The sequence below is a fragment of the Rhizobium sp. SYY.PMSO genome, from assembly GCF_046840415.1.
In the GTDB taxonomy this organism is placed as follows: Bacteria; Pseudomonadota; Alphaproteobacteria; order Rhizobiales; family Rhizobiaceae; genus Rhizobium.
The window spans coordinates 513,297-525,352 of record NZ_CP177350.1; the positions used below are offsets into that span (position 1 = coordinate 513,297).

Genomic DNA, 12,056 nt, shown 5'->3' on the forward strand with positions numbered 1-12,056 from the left:
CGCCGCCGAAATGCCGGCACCTTATGGAGAAAACATCCAAATTCCTCCCCGTTATCCCGCTTGATGGCGGCATTGCCGACAAAAGCGGCTTCAATCTTGCGGCTGAGACCGCGAACCGGCATTGCGGATGATCGCAACAGTGTGGAACATGCCGGCGACGGCGGCTCGCAGTCGATGGCCGATCTCTCGGAAATTTGATCGTGCCAGGATCATTTATGCAGCAAATCTTGCTTTCCGATGACGTACGACATTATAGCCGGGATCAATCCAGGAGCCCCCATCGACGATGTTGAAAGAATTTGCCGACCAGAGCGACAACTCCGCACCCAAGACCGGAGAACAGGCCCGTCGCATTATTTGGATAGATCTTCTCGATCCTTCACCCACGGAAGTGGCAAGCGTTGAAACGCTTATCGGAGCCAAGCTGCCGTCCCTGGGGGCTCTCAGCGAAATTGAGTCATCGAGCCGGCTCAGGAACGAAGACGGCGTGTTGTACATGAGCACGCCGTCGACCGCACAGCGGCCGGAAGGCGCGCGCGTGACGCCTCCGCTTGGATTTGTCCTGTCGGCGGATCGATTGGTCACGGTGCGATTTATGCCGCTGCAGACCTTCGATACGGTCGCCCGGAAAATTGCCGAGGATCACAGCGCTGCCAGGTCGGGCATCGAGGTTTTCATAATGCTGTGCGAGGAAATCGTGGATCGCGTTGCCGATGCCCTCGAACATCTGGCGGCCGAGTTGAATGGCCTGTCGACGGAGACGTTTCACGCCGACGATACCCGCGGTCGCCATGCCAACAGAGCCAATCGCATCTTGCGCATCCAGTTGCGGCAGGTAGGACGGTTGGGAGATCGGTTCGCCGAAATGCGAGACGGCCTGCAAGGACTGGCGCGTGTTATAGCCTATGCCGACGAAGATGTATGCAATTGGTCGGATGGAGCATTGACGCAACGGATTGCCAGACTGCGCCAGGATATCCATTCGCTTTCCGATTACGAAGAGCAACTCGCCAACAAGGTACAATTCGTTCTGGATGCGCTCGTCGGCCTCATCGGCATAGCGCAAAACGATATTTTCAAGGTCCTGACGATTGTTTCGATCGTCGGCATTCCGCCGACCCTCATGGCCGGGGTTTACGGCATGAACTTCAAAAACATGCCGGAATACGATTGGGCATGGGGCTATCAATATGGCTGGGCCGTAATCCTGATCAGCGCCATCATACCGTTGGTTTGGTTCAAGGCGAAAGGCTGGTTTTGAAGGTCAGCCAGCGAGCGTGTAGCCGCGCTGAGAAACGGACTCTTCCAGCGCATATCCAGGCGACCATCGGCATTGTTGCTATAGCCAGGGAGGATCGCAAGCTATCCGGCGCGTAACGTGCCTGAAGCCGGCTTTCATTGCAGATGTCGGTGGGTTCCGACGGCCTTGCCGTAGGCGCGCACCACCATGATGCCAACGGCTTCAACCATCAGGGCGTGCAGTGTGGGCTCCATTTTGCCTTCTGCAACGGCTGTGCGCGTTCTTTCAATTCGTTCTGCAACGACAAGTCGGATTTCGCCGGTTCATGTAGGCGATCGCGGCGTAAGGCAGGGACAGGCCGGTCGAACCGTGCCGAAGGCCTGCATCTTCATGATGGAGAGATCAGACCGGAAGGCGTTTCAGGTTGTGATCGAGAAGCAGCAGTGCCTGCAACGGTGTGCCATCGGCCAAGCCGGGTGCATTGCGATGCATGGCATCGGCCGGGGCGACACAGGCAGCGTGAATGGCCTCATCGAGCGGCACTCCGACCTTCCGCACGAGATTGGAAAGGCAACCGGCCATGTCGATATGTGCGCCGGCCAGAGAGCCGGCGGCGTTGACGAGCGCGCCGTTGCTCACGGCTATCCGCTCTCCGTAGAGCTCGAAATGATCCGGCCCCCCGATGGTCGACATGGCGTCGGATACCAGAAACATGCGGCCCTTTTCACGACGCGCACGCCATGCAATGCCGGCCATTTCCCAGCTGACGTGATGACCGTCGACGATGATGCCGCAATAGGCGTCGCTGCCGATCGCCGTCCCCACCACGCCCGGTGCGCGTGACGACATTTGCGGCATTCCGTTGAAAAGATGGGTGAAGCACGTCACGCCGGCATCCAGCCCCTCGCGTGTCTCTTCGGCCGAGGCATCCGTGTGCCCAGCGGAAATGACGACGCCCATGTCGGCGATCCGCCGGATTGTTTCCGCCGGCACCGTTTCCGGAGCAAGGGTCAGCATGACGGAAACATCCGCCTTGCGAAGACGTGACAACGCTTCAAGCGTGGCGCCATCCACGGGACGGATATAGGACGCCTGATGCGTTCCCTTGCGGGCGACATTGATGTGAGGACCTTCGATGTGAAGGCCGAAAAAGCCATCCATGCCTTTGCACTCGATCGCGGCATCCGCAGCGGCGAGAATGCGTTCAGGCTCACAGGTGATGAGCGTCGGCATGACCCAGCCTGTACCCAGCATACGCAATGTGGAGACGATATGGGCGATCCCGGCTGCGCTTGTATCCGAGTTCAGCATGACGCCGCCTGCGCCGTTGACCTGCAGGTCGATGCAGGCGGGCATCAGCACATGCGGTTTCAGGTCCGGTGTTTCGCTTTCGCGGCGCGGGCGCAGGCATCGCAGGCCCGAGGCGTCCATTTCCGCGACAAGGCCCGATTGAAGCCTGCCGTTGAGAAAAACGAAATCCGGAGCGACGAGGCGGTTCAATGACGTTCTCCTGCCTTGTTGAGTGCGAAAAGCGCAACGCCGCGCGCGCCGGAACTGTCGCCGAAGCGCGCTGTCCGGACCGCGGGAATTCGCGTCGTGCCGAGCTTGCGCCGCTCGAACGCCTGCGTCACGCGTTCGGCGACGCCGGTTATGTTGGAAAGACCGCCACCGAGGACGATGCAATCCGGATCGACCACGAGCTGCATGGTGACGAGCGCTTCTGCCGTCAGCTCCGCCCAGTCGTCCAGAACCTTCCCGGCGGCCGGATCGCCGGCTTCGGCGCGCCGGCTCAGCTCTTCGTTGGATATGGCGATGCCGAGCTTGATCTTCGAAATATCCGCAAGGCCGGTGCCGGAGACGTAGCGTTCCATACAGCCGCTCTTGCCGCAGCCGCACGGGATCAACGGAAGGTTCTGCTCGACGAGAACGCGGGCGGGCATTCCGGTGTGACCTATTTCCAGGGCAAGCCCGTTGAAGCGGGGAGGGATCTCGCCGCCGATGACGATGCCTGCTCCCATGCCCGTGCCGATAATGAGGCCGATCACGACTTTTGCGCCTGCGGCCGCACCGCCATGCGCCTCCGAATAGGCAAAGGCCATGCAATCGTTCATCAGCGGGAAATGGCGGCCGAAGCGCTTGAAAAGCGCCGCGCCGACATCCCGCCCGGTAATCGGAATGTTGGAGGCGAATGCTTCGTTCGTGGCGGGATCGACCCAGCCCGGGAGGCTGATGCCCACAGGCAGAGCCGGCTTGCCGGCTTTCGTGGTCAGCCATTCGATCTGCTCGGCCAGACCCACGGCGAAAGCATCGAAATCGCTGACGGGCGTGGGAATCCGTCGTGTCAGGACAGTTTCCATGTTCGCGTCGAAGAGGCGGCCCTCGATCTTGGTGCCGCCCAGATCAATCGCCCCGCAGATCATGCTGCGAAAGGATAAATGGTGACGCCGGACACCACGCGTGTCAGATTGCCCTGATCGATGAACGGATTATCGATGTTGAGGTTCAGCTCGGCCGACCAGCGAGCCGCCCAGATCTGCGCGAGAAGAACGTAAAGCACCGCATCCCAGCGGCTCTTCCCGGTCAGGCCAAGCGCCAGGTCGCAACCCTCGCCGCCAACGGTCGTGACCGTTGCCGCGGGAAACTGCTGTGCGATCTCGCGCGCGATGTCGAGATCGTAGCGTGCGGTATGGCCGTCCGGATGAATGAAAACGACAACCCGCGTATCGCCGACGACCGACGCCTTCGGTCCGTGACGGAAACCGAGCGTGCTGTCCCAGTTCGTCATGACGCGGCCTGCCGTCAGCTCCAGAACCTTCAGGGCGCTTTCGCGGGCGACGCCGGTCAATGCGCCGGAGCCGAGAAAAATGGCGCGTTCGGGATGCGGTGCCGGCTGTGTATCCAGCCGGGCGATCGCTTCCCGCGCGGCGCTCGAAAGCTGGCCAAGCATTGCCGCGACGTCGACGGTTCCGTCAATGCATGCAAGAGCCGACAGAAGCATCGTCGTGTAGCTCGACGTCATGGCGAAGGCCTGGTCGTGAGTGGCATCGGGCAAGACGATGACGCGTTGTTCGCCGGGGCCTTTTGTCGGGCGGACAGCCAGGGCGCTTTCGGCATTACAGGTGATGTTCAGGCGATGAGCCTTGGGGAAATGGGCATCGAGCAGGTCGAGCGTCGCGATCGTTTCGGAACTGTTGCCGCTGCGGCCAAACTGGACGACCAGCAATCCCTCGTCGTTGCAAAGCGTTTCGGAAGGGTTGGAGACGATATCGGTCGTCGGAACGGCGGCAAGAGAGATGTCGCCGGCTTTGGCGCTCGCAAGCGTCTGGCCGATAAAGGCGGAGGTTCCGGCGCCGCTGAAGATGATGCGCCTGATGCCCTTTGCGGCAATCCACGTCCGGATATCCGCCGACTGCCTGGCCAGCGTATTTGCCCATGCCTGCCAGATATCCGGCTGTGCATGAATTTCGCGCCAGGTATGAGTCGTTTCCAGTTGGGTCATTGATGCCGGTCCTCTTGTGTGCTGATGACGCGTACGCCGCGCTCGCGCATGCGGCCTGCCAGTTCATGATCGGGATCGATATCCGTCACGATGGCATGGATCCGCTCGATGGTGCAAATCCGGTGCAGGCGTGGTTTGCTGAATTTTGTTTTGTCCGCCACGACGATCACGCGTTCCGAAGCTTCGATCATCGCGCGGTTCTGATGCGCTTCGTCTTCCAGGAATGTACTGATGCCCTTTTCAGGATCGACGCTGTCAGCACCCATGACGAAGGTGTCGAAACGCATTTCCGAGAGGGCGGCGTCGACCTGACGGCCTGTCAGCGACATGGTTTCGCGCCGTATGCTGCCGCCTGTCAGCATGACCTGATGCTGCTTGTGCCCGAGCACGGTCTGGGCGACGTCGAGACTTCTGGTCATGACGATCAGCGGCGCCAGCCCGCCCAGATGCGCCGCCAGGCGCTCCACGCTGGAGCCGTTGTCGAAAAGAACGGCGGTATCGCCTTCGAGCAGATGCACGGCCTTGCGGCCGATCGCATCCTTTGCCGCAAAATTGACGGCCCGGCGGTCGATGGGGTTGGATTCGACCCCGATGGGAGCGAGCGCCGGCCGTTGGGCAAGGGACAAGGCAAGATCGATGCGGAAATCGGCAAGGCCCGCATAACCGAAACGCTGACAGAAGCGGATCAGGGTCGGCTCGGATGTTCCGAGCTGGCTGCAAAGTTCTCGCGCGGTGGAGCGAATGAAGCCCACCGGATCACTTTCGATCAACAGGCAGATGCCCCGCAGCTTCGGGGTCAGTTTTGGCGCTGAAGCCTGAACGGCTCGATAGAGGTCTTCCGTCGATTGCAAAGCCAATCCTTCCCGTTGTCCGCGTTCTAGGCCAAAGGGGAGTTTATTTCAACGCAAATTTCGGTCGCGTTTGTTTATTTTAACAAAAATATCAGCTTTCCCATTGGCTTCCGCGCCGGCAGGCACGGAAACAGGCAAGGAATTCGTTAGTCGTCCGGCTGCCTTTCGACAATGACTGCCCAAGCAGTGAACAAAAGTATGTATTTCAAGCCGAACTAACTTGAGTGATGCACAAATATCTTAGCCATTCTCCATGCGTATGTTTTTTGCAAAACTAATGAGGAATTTTCGGCGAAAGTTCATCCTGGATGGCCTGATAGCCGGCATTTTGCAGATCGCGCCCACGCTTCCGGCGGGTTTACCTATCGGTTCATGTGGAATGAAGGAGAGCCGCGGGAAAAGATTGTGGCTGCCGCGCCCGCCGACGCATGCCGGCCGAACCGGTACGGCATGCACAATATGACCGGCAACAGCCGGGAATGGGTGAGCGATCCATCTGGCCCGCTGGCGCCGGTCGAGCGCCTGCCTGTTCTGGACCCCGACAGTTCGGTCGGCAACGTCGGCTTCAGGGTTGCCGCCGATCTGTGAACGGTGCCGTGAAGCGTGTGTTGCCGGCCGAGACGGATGGTGTCGCCGCCATAATCATCGATGCGGACATCGCGCATTAATCGGACGGAAGCACGTTCGATTATTTCGCTGTACCGACAGCGTAGCTGCTCCAGCGCTTGAGGAAGTCGTCGCGTTTGGCTGCGGCTTCCTTTTCGTCCACGGGAATTACCTTGATGTCGGCCAGCTCCGGAAGCGCTACATATTTCGAGACCTCGATATCGCTGCGGGTCGGTCGGCGAAATGCCGTCTGCAGAAGTGCGATCTCGGCGTCCTTCGAGATCAGCGCGTCGAACGCGGCCTTTGCCTTCTCCCCAGCGGGTGCGTTCTTCACCAGGCCGGCATATTCGACGCTCGTGAACGTTCCTTCCGTGGGATAGACAAGCTGAATTTCCGTCTGACCGCCATCGACGTACGGATAGGCGTTGGCTTCAAACGCCAGACCGACCGCGTACTCACCCATGGCGACGCCGCTTTGCACGGCCGAGGAGGACGAGCTGACCGTGACGTTGGCGGCCAGTTTTTTCAGCCCTTCCTCGCCAAGCAACTTCTCCACACCCCACAGGATCGTGTATGCCGTCGAGCTGTTGGCGGGGTCCGCGACGACGATCTTGCCCTTCCAGGCCGGGTCCAGCAGATCGGACCAGGTCTTCGGAGCGGGAAGGCCGCCGAGCTGATCCTTGTTCACCATCAGCACGACGACGTGTACGTTGCTCGGCGCGAAAAGATCGCCGGGATAACGAAATTTATCGGGGACCGACGCAAGCTCGGGCGATGCGTAGGGTTCGAATAGTTTCTCAAACGCTCCGAGCGTGTTGATGCTGGAACTCCAGAACAGATCGCCCTGCACATTGCCGGCTTCCGCCTCGAGACGGCGCAACAAAACGCCGCTGCCGCCGGCGATCGAGTTCACCGATATGCCGGGTACCTTCGCCGTGATTACTCCGGAAAGGGCCTCTACCGATTGTTCCGGATTGGTCGTGTAAAGGACCACGTTGCTGTTCCCGGCAAACGCCGGTGCAGCCATGAACAGGCCGAGCACGGCCGCGGCTATTTTGGTGCGAAACTTAGCATTCATGTTCATTTCCCCATTTCTGTTGTTCATTCACGCGCAGAGCCTGGTTTCGAAAGTCATTTCGAAGAGAAGACATCCACCTTGAACACTTTCGAAGCGATCACGATGGGCAGGAGGATCACGGCGATCAGCACGAGCCCGTATGCCGACGCATAGGCCATGAGATTGCTTCCGATCAGGCGGAAGATCTGGATCGTCAGGGTTTCGCGGCCGCCGGAATAGACGAGGATCGACGCGCTGAGTTCGGAGACCGTGGTGGTCCAGGTCAGGACCGCCGCCGAGGCGATGGCCGGCGCCATCATCGGCAGCACCACCTTGAGGAACGTCCGCACCGGCGGCGAGCCGAGGCTGATCGACGCCTCCTCGATGGAGTTCGGGATGTTGTGCAGCGTCGCCTGCGAACTGCGCATCCCGAAGGGAAGGCGGCGCACGAGCAGGGCGAGGACCATGATGGTTGCCGTTCCGGTCAGCGGAAGCCAGCCGCCGTTGAAGGAAACGACCAGGCCGATGCCGAGCACGGTTCCGGACAAGGCGAGCGGAACGGCGGAGATATAATCCAGCCACGGCGTCATGGCGTTGCGCTTCTTGACGATCAGATAGCTGACGACCGCGCTGAAGCAGATGCCGATGATCGTCGCAAGGGCGGAATAGCTCAGCGAGTTGATCAGCGGCTGCGGTGCAGTCGTAAACACACGCTCCAGATTGGCGAATGTCCAGTTGCCCCACTGCATGACCGGGCCGCGCGATACCGTGAAGGCGCCGATCACGACCACGCACAAGGGCAGCAGCGATAGAATAACGATCAGGCTGGCCGCGCCGCCGACGGCAAGACCCTTGATGCCGGCAAGCGGAACCGGTCTCGCGCCACGTCCCTGCGCGATTTCGAACCGCCCGCGTGCGATGATCCAGCGATTGAAGAACAGCACCGTCATCACCATCAGGACCGAGACGCTGGCGAAGGTGCTCTGCATGACCGGCGATGCGCCGCCCTCGGCGATCGCCGCCTGGTAGGTGGCAACGGACAGCAGCGGCAGGCGGTTCGACAGGATCATCGAGACCGCAAAATTCCCGACCACCATGGTAAAAACAAGCAGCGCGCTGGCCAGGATCGACGGCAGAATGACCGGCAGCATCACCTTGATGCGTGATTTCGCTGGCGACGTACCCAGGCTTTGCGCGGCCTCCTCGAGATGGACATCGAAGCCGCTGATCGCGGCGACCGTGCCGATGTAGATGTAGCTGTAATAGATGAAGGTCATCACGACGATCAGGCCAAACCAGCCGTAGAAGCTTGGCAGGCCGATGCCGAAATCGCGCATGAAACGCGTCACGACCCCGTTGTTGCCGAGAACCATCAGCCAGGTCTGCGCCGAGATCACCTCGGGGATGACCAGTGTTATGATCGGCAGGAGCGCGATGATCGACTTTCCGGGGAAGCGAAATCGCGCCGTGACATAGGCCAGCGGTACGCCGAGAAGCATGCATGTCACGGTCACGACCGACGCGAGGATCAGCGTATTGCCGATCGCGGTGAGGCCACGCGGATCGCTGACCAGCCTCATCCAGCCGGATTGCCCTTCGCCGGCGAAGCTGGCGGTCAGGATGTTGGCCAGCGGATAGACGATGAACGTCGCGAGAATGACGAGCGACGCAAGCGAAAGCCACAGCCAGGGTGAGCGAAGATTGGACGACCTGCTCATGCCGCGATCACCATGGCTTTTGCGGGATCGACGCCTGCAAAGACATGCGCGCCGATCGCGTGCCTGTCATGGCCGTCGCCATGGCACTCGGCGCTGATCACGGCGCCGTTCGCCAGAGAGATCTTGTAGCTGGTCTTGCCGCCGAGATACTGGCGCTTCAGAATGGTTCCGCGCAGCGGCTGCCGGAGATCGGCCGGGCTTGCCGCAAGCTGCAGGTCCTCAGGCCGCATGATCAGGATGCCGCCCGAGGCACCGGCAGGCAATGCGCTGCTCGCCAGCAGAGCCTCGCCGCCGAAATCGACACGCACCATTCCGTCTTGCGCAGGCCCGGAAAGCGCGACGTCGATGCGGTTTGCCGCACCGACGAAATCGGCGACATAGGCGGTCCGGGGTGTTGCGTATATTTCCTTTGGCGTGCCCAGCTGCTCGACGGCGCCCCTGTTCATGACGCCGATCTTGTCCGACATCGACAGGGCTTCTTCCTGATCGTGGGTCACGAAGACCGTGGTGATGTTGGCTTCGCGCTGAAGGTCGGAAATCGTCTCGCGGATTTGTATGCGCAGCTTCGCGTCGAGATTGGAGAGCGGCTCGTCCATCAGAAGCACCTGCGGCTTGATCACCATGGCGCGGGCGAGCGCCACGCGCTGGCGCTGGCCGCCCGAAAGCGCCGCGGGATGACGTGCCATCAGATGAGCCATGCCGACACGATCGAGTGCGGCCTCGACCTTCTTGAGCATGGCCGCTCCGCTCTCGCCGCGCGCCCTGAGGCCATAGGCGACGTTTTCGGCAACCGTCTTGTCGGGGAAGAGCGCATAGTCCTGAAACACCATGCCGATATTGCGCTTGTACGCGGGCAGGTCCGTGACGTCCTTGCCGTTGAAGACGATGTGTCCCCCGGATGCGGGCACGAAACCGGCAATGGTGCGCAGCAATGTCGTCTTGCCGCAGCCGGACGGACCGAGCAGCGTGAAGAAGCATCCTTCCGGAATATCCAGCGACAAGCCGGAAATTACCCTCTCCTGTCCGTAGGTTACAGATAGGTCGGAAATCTCAATGCTCATGCAAATTCCCCTCGCGTTCTTATTGGTTTGGTTTCAACCGGCAAGCGTCTCTTGTTGTGTGTCGCTGAAGACCTCGGCGATGATATCCAGCACCTCGCGATGCCTGTCGGCATCGCCGGCCGCAAGCACGCTTCCCCCGCTTTCGAGAGACAGCGGCTTGCCCTCCCAATCGGTGACGATGCCGCCTGCGCCCTCGACGATGGGCCGGAAGGGAGCGAAGTCGAAGACCTTCTGGCCGCCATCGATGGCAATGTCGGTGCGGCCGGTCGCCAGGAGCCCGTAGTTCAGACTGGCACCGCCATAGACACGGTTGCCGGTGACGCGCCGCAGGCGTTCGAGAACCGGGCGTTCGGCCGCGGAAAGATAATCCTGGTTGCTGTTGGTCAGAATCGACCTGGAGAGGTCGGGGCAGGGCCGCACCCGGACCGTTTCTCCGTTCCTCGTCGTCGGGCGGCCTTCCGCCCCGATCCAGCGTGCGTCGATGGCAGGGATATCGATGATGCCGAGGCGCGGCACGCCGTCGATCGCGAGCGCGATGAGTGTCCCGTAGACCGGCATGCCGGCGATGAAAGCTGCGGTCCCGTCGATGGGGTCGAGGACCCAGACGGCGTGAGCTCCCGCCCTGTCCCAGTCCTGCTCTTCTCCGATGATTCCATGGTCTGGAAACCGTGCGGCGATCATCTCGCGCAGGCGCGTCTCGATCATCATGTCCATTTGCGTGACCAGACTGCGATCCGGCTTGACGTCGACAGCAAGCGGATCTCCGGCAAACTCCGCCAGCAAACGGCGCGCGGCGTCTGCGAGTTCACCGGCAAAGGCAATATGGCTATTTTCGATTGGTGCAACCCCGGACATCCGGCCTCCTCACACTCGTCCTATACGGGTGACTTCGACTGTCCGCCCGGGCGTACGTCTCCGTTCTCCCTTCGTGGGAAGGAAGCCGAATTGAAGCCGGTGCTGCTGGTCAGTCGGCATTTTTGCCAACCCTCGGCTTCTACCTACAAGACTTTGGCGAATGTGGCAATATAGGTTTTTATTGGCAATATTTGTTTTTGTGAGGCATAGGATCTGCCGCTTGAGGCAAGGTGCGGCATCGGCTATCTGTGATGAGAACAGGAGCGCGGGTATGTGGCAGGAAGAGCGTCACCAAAAAATACGCAGTTTGCTGGCCGCTTATGGCCAGGTTTCGATCGACAAGATCGTCGAGGACTTCGGCGTGTCGCGCGAAACGATTCGCCGCGACCTGATGGAGCTCGAGGTGTCGGGCGACCTGCGCCGCGTGCGGGGCGGCGCGGTTCCCGTGGCGCGCGAGGACACAACGTTCGGCGTGCGCATCACGCTGCGCCTTCAGGAAAAGCGGGCTATCTGCGCGACTGCGCTGGGGCTGCTGCAAAGCGGCCTGACGATCTTCATGGATGCAGGCTCGACCAGTTCGACCATGGCCGAGGCGCTTGCCGGACCGACCGGCCTGACCGATCTGACGATCATCACCAATTCGATCGATGTCGCCAGCCAGCTGGCTGAAAAGTCCGGAGAGTTGAGCCGCGGGACTCGTGTCATACTGCTTGCCGGCGACGTGAAGCTCGATCCCATGGAGACCCACGGCCCTGCGACGATCAACGACATCCAGCGGTTTCGGGCCGATATAGCCCTGCTGGCGCCATGGGGGATCGATGCCACAATGGGGGCGATGAATCACTTCCTCCACGGCGCCGAGATCGCGCGCGCCATGGTTCGCAATGCCGCCAAGACCATCGTTCTCGCAGATCATTCGAAAATCGGGGTGGTCAGCCGATCGGTCTTTTGCCCGACATCGGAGATCGATCATCTCGTGGTGGATGCGAAGGCGCGGACGAGACCGCAATTCGATGCGCTGGCAGCGGCGGTGCCGGGCCTGATCGTTGCCGAATAGCGCCGGTTTACGGCATCGGGGTCTCCGGAATGCGGATCTCTCGACATGTGCGGAAGTTCGGCCTCGATTGCCGCGACAGACTATACCCAGGACTTCGGCTGCTTCATCATCA

At 60.9% G+C, this 12,056-nt stretch carries 11 protein-coding genes; 3 read left to right on the forward strand and 8 right to left on the reverse strand.

The window, feature by feature from the left end:
• Positions 1–286 precede the first annotated feature (286 nt).
• Positions 287–1,261 (forward strand): magnesium transporter CorA family protein, encoded by a 975-nt coding sequence (locus tag ACJJVH_RS20780; RefSeq protein ID WP_113384269.1) that lies wholly within the window; start codon positions 287–289, stop codon positions 1,259–1,261.
• A 381-nt stretch (positions 1,262–1,642) separates the two neighbouring features.
• Here the strand turns inward: ACJJVH_RS20780 and ACJJVH_RS20785 are convergent, their stop codons facing one another.
• From ACJJVH_RS20785 to ACJJVH_RS20800, 4 genes are read right to left on the reverse strand one after another with little or no spacing between them, the layout of a single operon-like run.
• Positions 1,643–2,740 carry an N-acetylglucosamine-6-phosphate deacetylase gene (locus ACJJVH_RS20785; RefSeq protein WP_113393196.1) on the reverse strand — a complete coding sequence of 366 codons (1,098 nt, stop codon included), beginning with the start codon at positions 2,738–2,740 and terminating at the stop codon, positions 1,643–1,645.
• Complete coding sequence (locus ACJJVH_RS20790; RefSeq protein ID WP_412066007.1) at positions 2,737–3,597, reverse strand: ROK family protein; 861 nt, start codon at positions 3,595–3,597, stop codon at positions 2,737–2,739. The genes ACJJVH_RS20785 and ACJJVH_RS20790 overlap by 4 nt, the downstream gene beginning before the upstream one ends.
• A gap of 59 nt (positions 3,598–3,656) precedes the next feature.
• Entirely contained in the window at positions 3,657–4,739 is a 1,083-nt protein-coding gene (locus ACJJVH_RS20795; RefSeq protein WP_412066008.1) for an SIS domain-containing protein, read from the reverse strand.
• Entirely contained in the window at positions 4,736–5,590 is an 855-nt protein-coding gene (locus tag ACJJVH_RS20800) for a DeoR/GlpR family DNA-binding transcription regulator (protein WP_412066009.1), read from the reverse strand. Before ACJJVH_RS20800 ends, ACJJVH_RS20795 begins: the two co-directional genes overlap by 4 nt.
• Positions 5,591–5,962: 372 nt before the next feature.
• Between ACJJVH_RS20800 and ACJJVH_RS20805 the strand changes: the two genes are divergently transcribed.
• A complete protein-coding gene (locus tag ACJJVH_RS20805; protein ID WP_113357113.1) occupies positions 5,963–6,178 on the forward strand; it encodes an SUMF1/EgtB/PvdO family nonheme iron enzyme in 216 nt (71 codons plus the stop codon).
• Positions 6,179–6,278: 100 nt separating this feature from the next.
• Here ACJJVH_RS20805 and ACJJVH_RS20810 read toward each other — a convergent pair whose 3' ends face one another.
• The 4 genes from ACJJVH_RS20810 to ACJJVH_RS20825 are packed head-to-tail and all read right to left on the reverse strand — an operon-like array spanning position 6,279 to position 10,887.
• On the reverse strand, positions 6,279–7,274 hold the full coding sequence (locus ACJJVH_RS20810) for an extracellular solute-binding protein (protein WP_162749244.1): 996 nt from the start codon (positions 7,272–7,274) through the stop codon (positions 6,279–6,281).
• A 53-nt stretch (positions 7,275–7,327) separates the two neighbouring features.
• Positions 7,328–8,971 (reverse strand): ABC transporter permease, encoded by a 1,644-nt coding sequence (locus tag ACJJVH_RS20815; protein ID WP_412066010.1) that lies wholly within the window; start codon positions 8,969–8,971, stop codon positions 7,328–7,330.
• The gene (locus ACJJVH_RS20820) at positions 8,968–10,032 is read right to left on the reverse strand and encodes an ABC transporter ATP-binding protein (protein WP_112799239.1); all 1,065 of its coding nucleotides are present in this window, start codon (positions 10,030–10,032) and stop codon (positions 8,968–8,970) included. Before ACJJVH_RS20820 ends, ACJJVH_RS20815 begins: the two co-directional genes overlap by 4 nt.
• Before the next feature lie 33 nt (positions 10,033–10,065).
• Positions 10,066–10,887 (reverse strand): inositol monophosphatase family protein, encoded by an 822-nt coding sequence (locus ACJJVH_RS20825; protein WP_112799241.1) that lies wholly within the window; start codon positions 10,885–10,887, stop codon positions 10,066–10,068.
• Between the two features lie 271 nt (positions 10,888–11,158).
• On the opposite strand from ACJJVH_RS20825, the gene ACJJVH_RS20830 reads away from it, so the two are divergent.
• The gene (locus tag ACJJVH_RS20830) at positions 11,159–11,944 is read left to right on the forward strand and encodes a DeoR/GlpR family DNA-binding transcription regulator (protein WP_112799243.1); all 786 of its coding nucleotides are present in this window, start codon (positions 11,159–11,161) and stop codon (positions 11,942–11,944) included.
• The last annotated feature ends 112 nt before the right edge of the window (positions 11,945–12,056 follow it).